Origin of the sequence: Halocynthiibacter sp. C4 (assembly GCF_028823805.1) — a bacterium.
Taxonomy (GTDB): domain Bacteria; phylum Pseudomonadota; class Alphaproteobacteria; order Rhodobacterales; family Rhodobacteraceae; genus Falsihalocynthiibacter; species Falsihalocynthiibacter halioticoli.
Genome location: NZ_JAPEIE010000001.1, coordinates 177,745 through 193,147, shown reverse-complemented (window position 1 = coordinate 193,147; position 15,403 = coordinate 177,745). Strand labels below are relative to the sequence as shown.

Sequence of the window (15,403 nt, the reverse complement as noted above, 5' to 3'; positions counted from 1 at the left end):
ACACTTCCTGAAACAAACTCGCTTAATCGCGCCGAGATGTTGCAAAAACATGCGCTAGCGAATTGACTTATCGGCGATGACCCCCTAAAGACCGAGCTTCGAGATTACAGAGCGCCCGAATCCGCCACATAACGGCTTTGAGATTCGCGTGCTAAACAATGGAGACGGGCGATGAAACGCACATTTCAACCTTCGAACCTCGTTCGCAAACACCGCCACGGTTTTCGCGCACGTATGGCCACCAAAGCTGGCCGCAAAATTCTGAACGCACGTCGCGCACGCGGCCGCAAGTCGCTGAGCGCATAAGCGCAGCGTTTGGAATGGCTCGATTCGTCGGGCTGCAAAAAGTTTGAACCGCCGGAGCTTCGGGCTCCCGGCGGTTTTCGTTTGCGCATTTTCCATTTGCGCTCTTCCAAACATGCGCTTCGACGCTTAAATATCTGCAATGACCAAAGACGCAGCCACTTTGACAACGCTTAAAAAGCGTTCCGACTTCATTCTCGCTTCTAAAGCGAAGCGAAAAGCTGTGACTGGTTTCATTCTTCAAGCTCGCGAGCGCGCTGCCGACGAACTCTCTGACAATCAGGAGCAGATCCGCGTCGGCTATACGTGTTCAAAAAAGGTTGGCAACGCTGTCATGCGCAATCGCGCCAAACGTCGGCTTCGTGAAATTGCCAGAGCTGGTTTGCAGCAATATGGCCTTGCCGGTTGGGACTATGTCCTGATCGGGCGCAACACGGTGACGGGTACACGGGACTTCAGCAAACTTGAAGGTGACCTTGCCTACGCTCTGCGCAAACTGCACGGTGGCAGCTAATGGGGCCCATTGCGTTCGTCATATCCTTACCGATTAGAGCCTACCGAACTGTATTTTCGCCATGGGTCGGCTTTAATTGTCGGTATCAACCCACCTGTTCGGCCTATGCCATGGAAGCGCTCGAGAAACACGGCGCTTTCAAGGGCAGCTATCTGGCGGCACGTCGAATTTGGCGTTGCCATCCCTTCGGAAAATCGGGATATGACCCCGTGCCCGACAACGACAAGAAGCAACCGCCATGCTAGACGACAACGACGATATTCATCCGCTGTTCTACGGCGCTCCAAAGACCGCCGAATTCAAGAAGCTGCGGAAGCGGATTGTGCGCTATACCCGTGAGGCTATTGAACAATACGGTATGATTGAGCGCAACGCGCGCTGGCTCGTTTGCTTGTCAGGTGGCAAAGACAGTTACACGCTCCTCGCGGTTCTACACGAGCTTAAGTGGCGCGGGCTGCTCCCCGTTGAACTACTCGCATGCAACCTTGATCAAGGCCAACCCGGCTTTCCTGCTACGGTCTTGCCCGAGTTCCTTGAGAAAATGGGTGTCGAGCATCGGATCGAGTATCAAGACACCTACTCTGTCGTTGTCGATAAAGTTCCAGAGGGCCGGACGTTTTGCGCTCTCTGTTCCCGCCTTCGTCGCGGCAACCTGTACCGGATTGCCCGTGAAGAAGGGTGCTCGGCAGTTGTGCTCGGGCACCATCGGGACGACATCCTTGAAACATTTTTCATGAATCTCTTTCACGGGGGGCGGCTTGCAACCATGCCGCCAAAACTGCTGAACGAAGAAGGCGACCTGTTCGTCTATCGCCCCCTTGCTCATGTCGCAGAAGCAGATTGCGAAAAATTCGCTCGAGATATGAATTACCCGATCATTCCCTGCGATTTATGCGGAAGTCAGGATGGCCTACAGCGCCAACAGGTCAAACAGATTTTGGATGGCTGGGAAAAGAACTCTCCCGGCCGTCGTCAAGTCATGTTCCGCTCGCTAATGAATGCGCGTCCAAGCCACCTCCTCGACCCAAAGCTTTTTGATTTCAACGCACTATCACGCAATCAGACAGAGAGCGATGAAGGTATAGCTACAAGTTTAGGCAGTTTACCCGAGATCCCAAAACTCCGTTAAGGATACGCTAGGAACCACCAACTAGGCTTTGTCTTGAACGAGATTAGCCAAATTTGTGGGGCCACAAAATGCAACTGCCAAACGCGGCGCCACAATGGCGCACGATGCTCAAGAATCCATCTACGCTCGCTGTTTTTCTGGCACTTACACCCACGGTTTCTGCCGTTTCTTACTGGATTGGCGGCGAAGCCGCTCTTCTTGTAACTGCAATTCTCACTCCGATTTTGGTCTTGCTAACTCTAGGGATAACAAAAAGCACATCGCGCGCGCCCTACCCGCGCGACGGCCTCACGGGGCTTCATCTACGTGAAGATATTGAGAATGCGCTAGATGAGTTTACGGCGGCCGGAAAGGCACAAGGGAAATCCACCGTAAGCATGCGGATTGAGCTCGATGATTTCCACACGATTTTAGATCGCTATGGGCACAGGTTTGCTGACGATTTAGTCCTTCAAGCCAGCAAGAGATTGCAAAGCATTCTTCGGCACGACGATATCCTTGCGCGACTGGATGGTGGGAGCTTTGCTATTGCCTTCGCTCCGGTTCACCGAGCGGGCCTAGAGACAATGATCCAAATCAGCGGGAGGATTCAGTCCGCTCTCGCTCAGGCCTATCACATTGATTCTACGAGCGTCTATCTAACGGCCTCAATCGGGTTCTGTTTGGAGCACAGCGTAACTGCGCCATGCGGCACGACCCTGCTCAAAGCAGCAGAAGACGCCCTTCTAGAAGCAAATAGACAATCGCCAGCTGGCTTGCGCGCATATTCTCCCTCATCAAAAACAAACCAGATCGCGAGATCACTGTTTCTCAATGAAATTGAAGGAGCGCTGGAGACGGGCCAGATTAGAGCATGGTTCCAGCCGCAACTCTCCACCGACACCGGAAATGTCGTCGGCTTCGAAGCTTTAGCAAGATGGGTGCACCCAGAGCGTGGCGTTGTAGCACCTAACGAATTCTTACCTATAGTAGAGCAGGCTGGGTTTTCAGAGCGACTTAGCGAACTCATGCTCTTTCAATCGCTTTCTGCGCTAAGAGATTGGGACGCGGCGGGATTTCATGTTGAAACCATCGGGGTCAACTTCTCTATGGCGGAGCTGCGCAATCCACACCTGCTTGAAAAAATAGTTTGGGAACTAGACCGGTTTGATCTCCCCGCCAGCCGCCTTTCTATCGAAGTTCTCGAGAACGTCGTTGCGGACTCGTCGGACGACATGATTACGCGAAACATTAATGGGCTTTCCAACCTCGGATGCAAAGTCGATCTTGATGACTTTGGAACCGGTCACGCTTCGATATCAAATATCCGTCGTTTCTCTGTAAACCGCATTAAAATCGATCGGTCCTTCATTACAAAATTGGACAAGGATCCTGAGCAACATCAGATGGTTTCTGCGATTCTCACGATGGCGGAACGCCTTGGAATGAAGACGCTTGCCGAGGGTGTCGAAACAAAGGGCGAGCACACGGCGTTGGCCCAACTCGGGTGTGATCATGTCCAAGGGTTTTCCATATCCAAGCCGATGCCACTCGACGAAACTCTAGGCTGGCTGGAGCGTCACCACGCCAAGTTGCGCAAAACAGCGGAGATTAGCCGAAAACTTGGATAGAATCGGTCAATTCCCTGCATTTTCTATTGGAAACAGCTTGACCTTTTAGGCGCTGACAGGTTGAACCTCTCTGTGTTTTCTCTGGAATATGGCGGGTTCAATGGACGATCAGAATAAAAACCTAATTCTAGCAATTGCCTTGAGTCTTCTCGTGCTGCTCGGCTGGTCTTTCTTCGTTCCACAGCCTGAGCCAATTGTTGACCCTAACGCAAATGCGGTTGCGGAAAACGATGGCGGCCTGACGCCTCCTGTTGCAGACGCTGATGGATCAAGCGCACCGGCGACGGTGACAGAGGTTGAACCAGCGTCCAAAGCTATCGAGATTCCGATTGAAACAGATCGGGTCATCGGTTCGCTTTCTACGCTCGGCGGCCGTATCGACAACTTGAGTCTCAAGGACTACCGCGAAACAATCGAGCCAGACTCAGCACTCGTAACCCTTCTCTCACCGGAAGACTCCGACGCGCCTTATTACGCTCTGTATGGCTGGGGGCCCGCTGGTGGTCTTGACCCATCTCTCGTTCCGGGACGTGCAACAATTTGGTCCGTTGAAGAAGGCGAAAAGCTTTCCGTAGACACGCCAGTCACCCTTGTTTGGGACAATGGCGCAGGCCTCATTTTTAAACGCAAGATCTCGATTGACGCGGACTATATGTTCTCGATCGAGCAATCCGTGACAAACACAACAGACTCAGCCAAACGCTTGTACCCCTACGGGATGATCACACAGCATGGCGAGCCGGAAACAATCGGATTCTTCATTCTTCACGAGGGCGTCGTACGGATGTCTGACGAGAAGCTTGAAGAAATCAAATACAAGAATATTCCCGATATGGATTATTCGGAGCGCGAAAATGCGCGTGTCGAGCCGATCGACGTAACCGAAAACGGATGGGTTGGCTTTACAGGCAAGTACTGGATGACAACGCTCATCCCAGGACGCGAGCAACCCTTCACCTCGGTCGCAAAATATGTGGATAGTCACAAGGTCTACACAACAGAGTCCCGCCTTCCTGTGATGGACGTCACTGCCGGCGGTACGATTGCGGTCTCGACCCAGTTGTTTGCCGGGGCAAAAGAATGGAACCTGATCCGCGATTACCAGAACGAGGGCGGCGTATCTGGTTTCCTCGACTCGATCGACTGGGGCATGTTCTTCTTCCTCACAAAACCAATGTTCTGGCTGCTTCACACTTTGAACGGCTTCATCGGCAATATGGGCTGGTCGATCATTGCGCTCACGATCATCATCAAGGCACTTCTCTTGCCGCTGGCGTACAAGTCCTACGTCTCTATGGCTAAGATGAAAAAGCTGCAGCCAGAGATGGAGAAAATCAAAGAGCGCGCGGGGGACGACCGTCAGAAACTCCAAACAGAGATGATGGCGCTCTACAAGCGCGAGAAAGCAAATCCGGCCTCCGGCTGTTTGCCAATTCTTCTTCAGATCCCGATCTTCTTCTCGCTCTACAAGGTGATTTTCGTAACCATCGAATTGCGTCACGCACCTTGGATCGGCTGGATTCGCGACCTTTCGGCTCCAGATCCAAGCTCGATTCTGAACCTGTTTGGTTTGCTACCCTTTGATGCGCCCGACCCTTCTAGTCTTCTGGCGATTATCTCGCTGGGTGTACTGCCGATCATTCTCGGTATCTCCATGTGGCTCCAACAGAAGCTTAATCCCGCCCCCACCGAACCGACACAGGCGATGGTTATGGCTTGGATGCCATGGGTCTTCATGTTCATGCTTGGAAACTTTGCGTCGGGTCTCGTGCTCTACTGGATTGCGAACAACACGATCACATTCATCCAGCAGTACGCGATTATGCGCAGCCAAGGCATCAAGCCGAATGTTTTTGAAAACATTACGTCTGGCATGAAGAAGTTCCGCCGGAACGCAAAATGACAACGGCAAGCCCGTCACTTGCCCAAATCTGGCGCCACCCAATTAAGGCGCACGGTGCAGAGGCGCTTGAAACAGTAAATCTCACGGCGGGGGAAACCTTGCCGTGGGATCGCGTTTGGGCCGTACCTCATGAGGCCGCGAAAACTGATGGGACAAATTGGGTTTCCTGCCGCAACTTTTCTCGCGGTGCGGGTGTTCCAAAGTTAATGGCCATCGACGCCACGCTTGATGCCGCCAAACAGGTCATCACGCTGACACATCCGGATCTTTCACCAATTTCATTTTCGCCAGACCAACAGGCAGCTGAGTTTTTGAATTGGGTTAGTTCCTTGACGCCGGAAGGTAGACCCAGACCCACAGGTATTATTCGCGCATCAGGCCAAGGCATAACCGACCAGTCCAAGCCATGGCTTTCCATCCTAAATCTGGCATCCTTACGCGATCTCTCTGAAAAGCTTGGGCAACCTCTTGATCCGCGCCGGTTCCGTGGGAACCTCTGGATCGACGGTATTCCTGCGTGGGGCGAACGTGGCCTCCTTGGCAAGTCCATCCGCATTGGTGACGTTGAGCTTAACGTTACCGAGCACATCGGCAGATGCCGTGCAACCGAAGCGAACCCAGATACAGGTGACCGTGACCTAGACACATTGGGCGCTCTCAAGCAAAACTGGGGTCACACCGATTTTGGTGTTTTTGCCGAAGTCACCAAGGGTGGTACAATTTCAGTTTCCGATAAGGTTGAAATCCAATGATGACACCGAGTTTTCCAATTGCTGAAGAGCCGGACGCTTTCGCCAAAGAGAAAGGCCGCATGCTTTTTGCCGGCGAGACCGAATTCTTGAAAGGTGTCGTCGCGATGGACGGCATGCCTCCTGGCGATAGATGCGAAGTTTGTTTTGCGGGGCGATCAAATGTCGGAAAATCAACCCTTATCAATGCAGTAACTGGTCGAAAGGCGCTGGCACGCGCTTCAAACACGCCGGGACGCACCCAAGAAATAAACTTCTTCACGGCTGCCGATTCGCACTACCTCGTTGACCTTCCTGGGTATGGCTTTGCCAACGCGCCTGTTGCGGTTGTGGCGAAATGGCAAAAGCTTCTCAAAGCTTATCTGTCTGGCCGTGCGAACCTGCGACGCGCCTTCGTCCTCGTAGATTCCCGTCACGGGATCAAGCCGGTGGATGAGGAGATCATGAGTCTGCTTGATAGCTCTGCTGTGACGTTCCAGTGCGTTTTAACAAAGACAGACAAGCCCAAAAAAGGCGAGCTGGACAAAACTCTGGAGCAAGTACGTGGTGCGCTTGCAAAGCATCCTGCGGCCTATCCGGAAATTGTGCTGACAAGCTCTGACAAAGGCATCGGGATCGAAACCTTGCGGACACTCATCGCAACGCTCTCTTAAACCAGACGCAAGCCTTGGAATAATCTAGCAAAACCAGTACCAAGGGCTACAGCCCGAGGGATTCAAAAATGAAGAAACAAGACGCTATGAACCGTGACTGGATTGCCACCGCCCGAACATTGTCTCAGGCTCTGCCGTATCTGCAGCGCTACGAAGGCGCGACAGTCGTAATCAAGTTCGGCGGACACGCAATGGGCTCGGACGAGGCGATGGAAACATTTGCGCGAGACATCGTGTTGATGCAGCAGGTCGGCGTGAATCCCGTTATCGTTCACGGCGGCGGGCCAATGATTAACGAAATGCTCGACAAGCTCGAGATTAAATCCGATTTCGTGAACGGCAAGCGTGTTACCGACGCAGCGACAATGGAAGTTGTCGAGATGGTTCTGTCCGGACGCGTAAACAAGCGGATTGTTCAGGCCATCAACGAACAAGGCGGCCGTGCGGTTGGCCTGTCGGGCAAAGACGCGAACCTCATGGTTTGTGAAGAAACCAATCCCGATCTTGGTTTCGTCGGAACACCTGTCAAAATGCACACAGGCGTTCTCGAAACTTTGTTCAAAGCAGACATGATCCCAGTCATCGCACCGCTCGGCGCAGGAATGAACGGCGAAACCTTCAACGTAAATGGCGACACGGCGGCAGGCGCTATCGCTGGCGCTTTGAAGGCAGATCGCCTGTTGCTTCTAACCGACGTCGCTGGCGTCAAGAACGCAGACGGAGAAGTTGTTACCGAACTCACAGCATCCCACGTCCACGAGCTCACCGAAGCAGGCGTAATCGCAGGCGGTATGATTCCGAAAACCGAAACTGCTCTGAACGCGCTAAACCAAGGTGTTCGGGCGGCTGTTATTCTGGATGGGCGCGCGCCAAACGCTTGTTTGCTTGAGCTTTTCACCGAGCATGGCGCTGGCTCAATTATCCGTCAAGGATAGCGCTCGGGATTGCATCTATGCTAAATCCTCGGCACTCTGAGGTATGAATTCCGAAACAACACTTCGCCTCGCTGTCTTTCTCGGGCTCTTCGCTTGCTTTGCTGCGATCGAGGTCTTCTGGCCACGGCGCAAGGGTGGGCAAAAACGCAAACAGCGGTGGTTTGTAAACTGGTCCATTGTCCTACTCGACACAGTCACGCTGCGGCTTATGTCGGTAATTGTTCCGCTTTTAGCCGTTGGAGCAGCGATTGACGCACAAGCGCGTGGCGTTGGGCTCCTTAACTCCACTGAATGGCCCGCGGCGATAGAGTTTATCGTGGCGATACTTGTTTTTGATCTGGCGATCTGGTTCCAACACCTGCTCATGCATCGCGTCCCAATCTTGTGGCGCCTACATCAAGTTCACCACGTTGACGAAGAAATGGACGTTACAACCGCTATTCGGTTCCATCCCATCGAAATCGCTCTGTCTATGCTGCTCAAAATTGGATTGGTTTATCTGCTCGGCCCATCGGCGATTGCTGTTGTTGCGTTTGAAGTTCTGTTGAATGGCACGGCGCTTTTCAATCACGCAAATATCAAACTACCTGCTGGCGTCGACAGGATCGTCCGCCTCGTTCTGGTAACGCCGGACATGCACCGCGTGCACCACTCAATTCATCCAAAAGAACATCACCGAAATTTCGGGTTCGCATTGTCGATCTGGGACAAGGTTTTCGGCACCTACCTTGCCCAGCCCGCCGAACCACATGAAACCATGCCCATTGGGCTTTCCTATGACCAGCAGACGCCCAAAACGCTTGGCGCGGCGCTTTCGATGCCATTTAGGGAACCGAAGCCATGAGACTCATTCTGATGCGCCATGCGAAATCCGATTGGGATGGTATGTGCTCCGACCATGAGCGCCCGCTCAGCCAGCGCGGCAAACGCGCCGCACCAAAGATTGGGACATACCTCAAAGAGCTCGGCTACATTCCGGAACAGGCCATAATTTCAGACTCAACTCGCACCCGCGAAACAAATGCGTTGGTTGCCGAGGCTTGGCCCGATGTAGTTCCAGTCAGGCTTGAAGCAAAGCTCTATCACGCATCTGCAGCCATGATGTTTGAGGTTCTAAAATCAGCAACAGCGCAAACAGTGCTCGTTGTCGGGCACAACCCGGGAATCGCAGCGTTTGCAGAGGCAATGGTGAGTCAGCCGCCAGAACACGGGCGCTTTTTCGATTATCCAACTTGTGCAACGACTGTCGTTGATTTTGATATATCTGACTGGCGTGAGCTCGAAATAGGCACTGGTCAGGTTTTGGATTTTATTATTCCACGCGAGCTTTAAACAGAAAAAGCCGACGCAAGGCGCCGGCTTTCTTTGTTGTATATCGAGGTCTTTAGTGGCCGAGAATTTGGCTGAGGAACAACTTTGTTCGCTCGGACTTCGGATTGTTAAAGAACTCTTCAGGCTCGTTCTGCTCAACGATCTGACCCGCATCCATAAAGATAACGCGGTTCGCCACCTGACGGGCAAAACCCATCTCGTGCGTCACGCAGAGCATTGTCATGCCCTCTTCGGCGAGCTCGATCATTGTGTCGAGAACTTCCTTGATCATCTCGGGGTCAAGCGCGGATGTCGGCTCGTCAAAGAGCATGATCCGCGGCTTCATGCAGAGCGAACGCGCAATCGCCACACGCTGCTGCTGACCGCCGGAAAGTTGGCCGGGGTACTTGTTGGCCTGCTCCGGAATTTTGACCTTCTCAAGGAAGTGCATCGCTGTTTCCTCGGCCTCTTTTCGAGGGGTCTTACGAACCCAAATCGGCGCGAGAGTACAGTTTTCAAGGATCGTAAGATGCGGGAACAAGTTGAAGTGCTGGAAACACATCCCCACTTCGCGACGGATCTTGTCGATGTTTTTAAGGTCCGATGTTAGCTCGGTACCGTCAACAATGATGTCGCCCTGCTGGTGCTCCTCAAGACGGTTGATACAGCGGATTAGCGTCGACTTACCGGAACCCGAAGGCCCCGCAATAACGATCCGCTCGCCCTGATTAACTGTCAGGTTGATATCGCGCAGAACGTGGAACGTCCCGTACCACTTGTTCATGTTGTTGATCTGGATCGCGACCTCATCAGAGACCTTCATTTTGGAGCGATCGATTTCGCGGGCTGTAGCAAGTTCAGACATAGTGTGAACTCCTTATTTATGGCCAGTCTGAAGCTTGCGCTCCAGGAACATGGAATAACGTGACATTGAGAAGCAAACGACGAAGAAGAGAAGCGCGATGAAAGCGTAGAGCTCCCACACAATCCCGTTCCATTCCTGGTTTGCCCGGATCGCATTGGATAGTCCGATGGGGTCCATGAGGCTGATGATCGACACAAGCGTTGTATCTTTGAACACGCCGATAAAGGTACTCACGATGCCCGGAATGGAGATCTTGAGTGCCTGTGGCATGATGATCAAACGTTGCGCCTTCCAGTAATCAAGGCCAAGCGCATCTGCCGCTTCGTACTGCCCTTTGGGAAGAGCTGCGAGGCCACCTCGAACAACTTCAGCCATATAGGCCGCTGCAAAGAGCGTCACCATGATCATAACCCTGAGGATCACGTCAAAGTTTGTGCCAGGGGGCATGAAGATGTTGAGCAGGTTATTCGCAACAAACAGCAGCGTAATCAGCGGCACACCTCGGATGAACTCGATAAAGCCAACACAGAGCGCCTTTACGATGAACAGGTCCGATTGACGGCCAAGCGCGAGAACAATCCCAAGCGGTAGCGAACCAAGGATCGCCACAACACCGATGGAAATTGACAGGAAGAACCCGCCAAACTGACGGCTTGAAACAGGCTCCAACGTCAGATCAATCGGGCTGCCGGCAAAAATTGACGCCGCACTTCCTGAAAGGAACAACCACCAAATGATCGGAACCACGGCGGACATGATGACCGCAATCAACGTTCCGGCGATAGGCGCTAGGATTTTGAACGCAAAGTACCCGAGTACAAACCCCACGAAAGCCATTGCAGGCCCCCAAATCGAACCACCCCACATCAACCAAACGTCGATGAATGGGAAAAGAACGGTCACGATCAGCAGTTTACGCGGCGCACGCTCAATCAGGACGGGGGCCAAACCAACGAACATCAGGATGATCGCGAGGTTCAGTCTCCAGTATCCGAGAATCATAACGATTGGTGTCGCGACGTGAGCACGTGGATCGGCGAGGATTTCCGCCGCGCTTGCGCCCGAAACCGCCGACAACAGGTTCGCATCAAGAGGATAGAACCCATAAAGAAGTTGCAACCATCGGTCGTTAATTACGCCCCAGCATGCACCGCTATGGCCGGTGTAACCGGTCGCTGCGATGATCTCGCGGCATTCCGACAAGGACTTTGCATTCCATGTCGGCTGGATGCCCCAGCCAAGAAGGCTAAGGACGGTCCAGACGATCGCCAAGACAAACAGAACCGTAATGATCGAGTTCCAGATGCCATTGAACAGGTTTTCACGCATCCAGCCGATCGGGCCCACCGTGCTTGCGGGAGGCTCCTTCTCGGGGAGCATTTCTGTGCGGACAAATTCGATATTTGACATATTACCGCTCCACCAATTTGACTGAGTTGTTGTACCAGTTCATGACCGCCGAAATACTCAACGAGATCGTGAGATAGATCAGCATAAGCAAGAGAATACTCTCAAGCTCGCGGCCGGTTTGGTTCATGGTGATACCACCGAGCGTGCCGGTAATGTCCATGTAACCCACGGCAATCGCCAGCGAGGAGTTCTTGGTCAGGTTCAGGTAGTTTGAAATCATCGGTGGAATAATCACGCGAAGCGCCTGTGGCAAAATCACGAGGTTCATTGTCCGGCGAGAGCTTAGGCCGAGCGCGGAAGCCGCCTCGGATTGTCCCTTGGACACCGACATAATCCCGGCACGCACAATCTCTGCAATAAACGCCGCAGTATAGACCGACAGTGCCAACCACAAAGCAATCAGCGAGTTCCGCAGGTGAGTACCACCTGAGAAGTTGAAGCCCTTAAGTTCAGGGTAGCCGAGGTGATATCCCAAAATCCAAAGCACAAGCAGTGTTGGAATACAGATAACACCAAGCCGTTTGTACCATGTGACAGGACGATCGCCCGTTGCGGCCTGAATAACATTCGCGCGGCGGGTGATAAGCTTGGAAATCAAAATCCCCGCAATCAGAACAGCGCCAATTGCGATCAGATCAAGACTCACATTGAAAAATCCGAAGAAATCGACATTGCCAAGGCTTCGACTAAAGAGGATTTCAGGGATATAAACACCGCGGTTCGTAATCGCGACCGAATCGCCGAGAAGCATAGAGGCTTCAGGGTTATCTCCCCTAAAGGCACGTGGTGCCGGCAAGGTTTCGATCAGGATCGCCATTGTAAACACGATCCACAGCAGAACCGGTACGTTACGGAACATCTCGACATAAACGGTCATGATCTTTGCCACGAGCCAGTTGTTCGAGAGCCTTAGCACGCCGATAACCACGCCGAGGATGGTCGCTGTGATACAGCCAAGAACCGCAACGAGAAGCGTGTTTAGCAGGCCAACACCAGCGGCGCGCCAATGAGAATCGCGCGACGTGTATTCGATTAGCCGTTGGTTAATATCATAGCTTGCAGGCTCATTCAGAAAGGCAAAAGAAGGCTCTTTTCCGAGGTCTGCAAGATTGTTGGCGGTGTTTGACACCAGCCATGCGGCCAAAGCCATAAATCCGATCAGCGCAACCACTTGGATGGTCAACGACCGATAGCGGGTATCGTAAATCAGCATAGATAGCCGAAACGACTCCCTAGGTGGGTCGGTTAGTGTTGTCATGAAGACATCCCCGTCAGCTCATGGCTTGCCGGTGCATTTCCTGCACTCATATCGCCAGAGTGTTTTCTATTTGATCTTGTTTTTATTGGTGAAAGGGCGCGGAAAACCGCGCCCTTTGCTTTTAGGATCCTACCGGAATGGAGGCGAGTAGATCAGGCCGCCATCTGTCCACTGTGCGTTAAGACCACGCGCAATGCCGATTGGTGTGCTGAGACCGATGTTCTTTTCAAAGATCTCGCCATAGTTACCTTCAACCATGATCGCACGTTTTGCCCAGTCGGCGTCGAGGCCGAGCATCTCGCCAAGGTTACCCTCTGTACCAAGCAGACGGTTGATCTCAGGGTTATTTGTGCCGTTTGCCATCTCACCGATGTTAGCAGATGTAACACCAAGCTCTTCAGCAGTGATCAGAGCGTTGAGAGTCCAGCGTGCGATATCACCCCATTCGTTGTCGCCGTGGCGAACAAGCGGGCCAAGTGGCTCTTTGGAGATGATTTCTGGCAGAACCATGTGTGCGTCTGGTGCTTCGAAAGTTGCACGTGTAGCAGCGAGCGCGGAAGCGTCAGTTGTGTAAACGTCGCAAGCGCCAGCAAGGTACTGCTGCTGAGCTTCAGCGTTTGTTTCGATTGGCACTGGCTCATAGGAGATGTTGTTGGCACGGAAGAAATCGGCCAAGTTCAGCTCTGTTGTTGTACCGGTTTGGATACAAACAGTTGCGCCATCGAGTTCTTTCGCGGAGGAAACACCAAGCTCAACCGGAACCATGAAGCCCTGGCCGTCGTAGTAGTTTACGCCAACAAAGTCGAACTTCAGGTCGACGTCGCGGCTGAATGTCCATGTGGTGTTACGAGCCAACAGATCGATCTCGCCGGAAGCGAGCGCTGTGAAGCGTGTTTTACCAGTTGTCGGGATGAATTCTACAGCTGTGCCATCGCCCAGAACGGCGGCCGCTACGGCGCGACATACAGCAACATCAAATCCAGCCCAGTTGCCGTTTGCATCTGGCGCAGCGAAGCCAGGAACACCGGTTGTCACACCACAGTTCAGCTTACCACGTGCTTTGACGTCATCAACTGTACCGGCAGTTGCTGCACCAGCAGCCAGTCCGGCGACAGTGATAGCGCCTAGAATTACGGATTTTTTCATTTTTACCTCTTCCTGAATTTCCGCCCTTTTTGGACGGTTGGAGTGGCGATTGCTCGCCAAGTACGAAACATTGAAAACAGGTCTCCCCAGTTTCAGCGCAATCAGTTTGGGCAATTTCCTTCCAAAAGGTCAAGGGGCGCAAAGGAAAAACGCTTGAATAACAGGCATTGACACGAAACAAATCGCACACTTTTCGGACAGTTGGCCTAATTTGGTTCTATTTTGTGAGCCCAATGAAAGAACCGATGTGCTGCCTCGAAACTTTCGCGTTTGGCTGCTGCGTTGGCCGCTGCTTCGTCATCAACGCCCCATTGAGCTTCTTGCCAGTCTTCATCGACTCGCGCTGCGGCCCAAATTTCGCTTACTGGACGCAGGTTTTGAGTGGCCGCGAGTCCAAGCACAAGTGAGCCAGATATGGTCACCAAGTCATGAAAGCCAACGAGCTCGAAGGGCGACATTTCAAAGACAACACGCGAGAGATTCGCTGTGCTTTTTTCAGATTGCGCAACATGCATCACGCCCGCGCCGGTGTTTAGCGGCGCATCGAATTCTTGCCTCGCCCAGTCTAGATACGGGTCCCACACTTCCGCCTGCTTTTGCGCCAGTTCTTTTGGCGATGGCGCACGGTAACAGAGAAGGTCTGTCCCGCCGTATTCCGCAAGCATCGCTGCCACGTCGTCAAACTGCGGGATCACCTTATCAATTGCCGAGTTCGCCGCGCGTGTGACAGGCATTGTCGACGGGTCGACCTTTTCTTCCTGCGCTTGCCACTCTGCCGCTATCGCCTCTGCCATCGGTTTTGACGGCACGACCAGTTCGGCCTTGAACGGCGTGCGGAGTTTTCGCGAATCTAAAAGTACTCGATATCCACCTTCGCAGGTTTCAATATCTGCGTTCTGCCAGAAACGTTTTGCTGCCCACTCGCTCATGCTGTCCTCCACATTCGGTCAAGTGCGGGAATGAGCTGCTAATAGCCTTCCAGCACCAGTTCGGCTCCGGCATCTACCAACTCATCGCGGGAATGATACCCCCAGTCCACACCGATGCGACGAATTCCACCTGCCGCACCCATTTTCATATCAAAGCTGGTGTCGCCAATGATTACCGCGTTCTCAGGTTCAACACCCGTTTCAAACAATGCGCGCTGAACCATAGACGGGTGTGGCTTACTCGGATGATCATCCGCGACTTGCTGGGTGATAAAGAGCGTAGAAAACCCATGCCCTTCAAGAATGTGGTCAAGTCCGCGCCGGCTTTTGCCCGTCGCAACGCCAAGAATATTTTCATCAACCGCGTGTAACGCGCGGATCGCCTCCTCGGCACCCGGATACAGCGGAGACGTTGCGGCCGTACCCAAATCCGCTCGCTGCTGCACGAATGCGTCTTTGTAAGCTTCGACCATCTGATCGCGTTGCGCAGCGCCGGCGTTCGGCATCAACTTCTCGACCGCGACAGAGAGCGAAAGCCCAACGATAGAGAGGACCTCTTCTCGTGATGGTGGCGTCAATTCAACGCGCGCACATGCCGCGCACATCGCATCAAAGATATGATGCTGACTATCGACAAGCGTACCATCGACATCAAACAAGATCAGTTTGAGGGGCGCAGACATTCCGA

The 15,403-nt window shown here is 53.0% G+C and carries 17 protein-coding genes; 11 read left to right on the top strand and 6 right to left on the bottom strand.

Annotated elements, in window-relative coordinates; genetic code table 11:
* Positions 1-171 precede the first annotated feature (171 nt).
* From rpmH to OU789_RS00940, 11 genes are all read left to right on the top strand, one after another.
* A complete protein-coding gene (gene rpmH, locus OU789_RS00990) occupies positions 172-306 on the top strand; it encodes a 50S ribosomal protein L34 (RefSeq protein WP_104020418.1) in 135 nt (44 codons plus the stop codon).
* A gap of 139 nt (positions 307-445) precedes the next feature.
* Positions 446-817, top strand: coding sequence for a ribonuclease P protein component (gene rnpA, locus OU789_RS00985; protein ID WP_274652495.1), 372 nt, complete (start codon positions 446-448; stop codon positions 815-817).
* Positions 817-1,062 (top strand): membrane protein insertion efficiency factor YidD, encoded by a 246-nt coding sequence (yidD, locus tag OU789_RS00980; RefSeq protein WP_274652493.1) that lies wholly within the window; start codon positions 817-819, stop codon positions 1,060-1,062. Before rnpA ends, yidD begins: the two co-directional genes overlap by 1 nt.
* Complete coding sequence (ttcA, locus tag OU789_RS00975) at positions 1,056-1,946, top strand: tRNA 2-thiocytidine(32) synthetase TtcA (protein WP_274652491.1); 891 nt, start codon at positions 1,056-1,058, stop codon at positions 1,944-1,946. Before yidD ends, ttcA begins: the two co-directional genes overlap by 7 nt.
* Positions 1,947-2,014: 68 nt before the next feature.
* Positions 2,015-3,556 carry a putative bifunctional diguanylate cyclase/phosphodiesterase gene (locus OU789_RS00970; RefSeq protein WP_274652489.1) on the top strand — a complete coding sequence of 514 codons (1,542 nt, stop codon included), beginning with the start codon at positions 2,015-2,017 and terminating at the stop codon, positions 3,554-3,556.
* Positions 3,557-3,656: 100 nt separating this feature from the next.
* Entirely contained in the window at positions 3,657-5,459 is a 1,803-nt protein-coding gene (gene yidC / locus OU789_RS00965) for a membrane protein insertase YidC (protein WP_274652487.1), read from the top strand.
* Positions 5,456-6,211, top strand: a complete 756-nt coding sequence (locus OU789_RS00960) for an MOSC domain-containing protein (RefSeq protein WP_274652485.1) — start codon at positions 5,456-5,458, stop codon at positions 6,209-6,211. Before yidC ends, OU789_RS00960 begins: the two co-directional genes overlap by 4 nt.
* A complete protein-coding gene (gene yihA, locus OU789_RS00955; protein WP_274654481.1) occupies positions 6,211-6,861 on the top strand; it encodes a ribosome biogenesis GTP-binding protein YihA/YsxC in 651 nt (216 codons plus the stop codon). Before OU789_RS00960 ends, yihA begins: the two co-directional genes overlap by 1 nt.
* A gap of 68 nt (positions 6,862-6,929) precedes the next feature.
* Positions 6,930-7,796 carry an acetylglutamate kinase gene (argB, locus tag OU789_RS00950; protein ID WP_263954368.1) on the top strand — a complete coding sequence of 289 codons (867 nt, stop codon included), beginning with the start codon at positions 6,930-6,932 and terminating at the stop codon, positions 7,794-7,796.
* Between the two features lie 43 nt (positions 7,797-7,839).
* A complete protein-coding gene (locus OU789_RS00945; protein WP_274652483.1) occupies positions 7,840-8,640 on the top strand; it encodes a sterol desaturase family protein in 801 nt (266 codons plus the stop codon).
* Positions 8,637-9,128, top strand: coding sequence for a SixA phosphatase family protein (locus tag OU789_RS00940; protein WP_274652481.1), 492 nt, complete (start codon positions 8,637-8,639; stop codon positions 9,126-9,128). Before OU789_RS00945 ends, OU789_RS00940 begins: the two co-directional genes overlap by 4 nt.
* A 52-nt stretch (positions 9,129-9,180) precedes the next feature.
* On the opposite strand, the gene OU789_RS00935 is transcribed toward OU789_RS00940, so the two are convergent.
* The 6 genes from OU789_RS00935 to OU789_RS00910 all read right to left on the bottom strand — a co-directional run bounded on the left by OU789_RS00935 (position 9,181) and on the right by OU789_RS00910 (position 15,398).
* On the bottom strand, positions 9,181-9,972 hold the full coding sequence (locus OU789_RS00935; RefSeq protein WP_274652479.1) for an amino acid ABC transporter ATP-binding protein: 792 nt from the start codon (positions 9,970-9,972) through the stop codon (positions 9,181-9,183).
* A 12-nt stretch (positions 9,973-9,984) separates the two neighbouring features.
* Entirely contained in the window at positions 9,985-11,382 is a 1,398-nt protein-coding gene (locus OU789_RS00930; RefSeq protein ID WP_274652477.1) for an amino acid ABC transporter permease, read from the bottom strand.
* A 1-nt stretch (position 11,383) separates the two neighbouring features.
* Positions 11,384-12,640, bottom strand: a complete 1,257-nt coding sequence (locus OU789_RS00925; RefSeq protein ID WP_274652475.1) for an amino acid ABC transporter permease — start codon at positions 12,638-12,640, stop codon at positions 11,384-11,386.
* Positions 12,641-12,769: 129 nt separating this feature from the next.
* Complete coding sequence (locus OU789_RS00920; RefSeq protein ID WP_263954373.1) at positions 12,770-13,786, bottom strand: amino acid ABC transporter substrate-binding protein; 1,017 nt, start codon at positions 13,784-13,786, stop codon at positions 12,770-12,772.
* A 206-nt stretch (positions 13,787-13,992) separates the two neighbouring features.
* Positions 13,993-14,715 (bottom strand): ATP12 family chaperone protein, encoded by a 723-nt coding sequence (locus tag OU789_RS00915; protein WP_274652472.1) that lies wholly within the window; start codon positions 14,713-14,715, stop codon positions 13,993-13,995.
* Between the two features lie 38 nt (positions 14,716-14,753).
* Positions 14,754-15,398, bottom strand: a complete 645-nt coding sequence (locus OU789_RS00910) for an HAD-IA family hydrolase (protein WP_274652470.1) — start codon at positions 15,396-15,398, stop codon at positions 14,754-14,756.
* Positions 15,399-15,403: the final 5 nt, after the last annotated feature.

Bases quoted from the DNA above. Each gene is read 5' to 3' on its own strand.
- rpmH (WP_104020418.1), top strand. From the start codon at position 172: ATGAAACGCACATTTCAACCTTCGAACCTCGTTCGCAAACACCGCCAC.
- rnpA (WP_274652495.1), top strand. From the start codon at position 446: ATGACCAAAGACGCAGCCACTTTGACAACGCTTAAAAAGCGTTCCGAC.
- yidD (WP_274652493.1), top strand. From the start codon at position 817: ATGGGGCCCATTGCGTTCGTCATATCCTTACCGATTAGAGCCTACCGA.
- ttcA (WP_274652491.1), top strand. From the start codon at position 1,056: ATGCTAGACGACAACGACGATATTCATCCGCTGTTCTACGGCGCTCCA.
- OU789_RS00970 (WP_274652489.1), top strand. From the start codon at position 2,015: ATGCAACTGCCAAACGCGGCGCCACAATGGCGCACGATGCTCAAGAAT.
- yidC (WP_274652487.1), top strand. From the start codon at position 3,657: ATGGACGATCAGAATAAAAACCTAATTCTAGCAATTGCCTTGAGTCTT.
- OU789_RS00960 (WP_274652485.1), top strand. From the start codon at position 5,456: ATGACAACGGCAAGCCCGTCACTTGCCCAAATCTGGCGCCACCCAATT.
- yihA (WP_274654481.1), top strand. From the start codon at position 6,211: ATGACACCGAGTTTTCCAATTGCTGAAGAGCCGGACGCTTTCGCCAAA.
- argB (WP_263954368.1), top strand. From the start codon at position 6,930: ATGAAGAAACAAGACGCTATGAACCGTGACTGGATTGCCACCGCCCGA.
- OU789_RS00945 (WP_274652483.1), top strand. From the start codon at position 7,840: ATGAATTCCGAAACAACACTTCGCCTCGCTGTCTTTCTCGGGCTCTTC.
- OU789_RS00940 (WP_274652481.1), top strand. From the start codon at position 8,637: ATGAGACTCATTCTGATGCGCCATGCGAAATCCGATTGGGATGGTATG.
- OU789_RS00935 (WP_274652479.1), bottom strand. From the start codon at position 9,972: ATGTCTGAACTTGCTACAGCCCGCGAAATCGATCGCTCCAAAATGAAG.
- OU789_RS00930 (WP_274652477.1), bottom strand. From the start codon at position 11,382: ATGTCAAATATCGAATTTGTCCGCACAGAAATGCTCCCCGAGAAGGAG.
- OU789_RS00925 (WP_274652475.1), bottom strand. From the start codon at position 12,640: ATGACAACACTAACCGACCCACCTAGGGAGTCGTTTCGGCTATCTATG.
- OU789_RS00920 (WP_263954373.1), bottom strand. From the start codon at position 13,786: ATGAAAAAATCCGTAATTCTAGGCGCTATCACTGTCGCCGGACTGGCT.
- OU789_RS00915 (WP_274652472.1), bottom strand. From the start codon at position 14,715: ATGAGCGAGTGGGCAGCAAAACGTTTCTGGCAGAACGCAGATATTGAA.
- OU789_RS00910 (WP_274652470.1), bottom strand. From the start codon at position 15,398: ATGTCTGCGCCCCTCAAACTGATCTTGTTTGATGTCGATGGTACGCTT.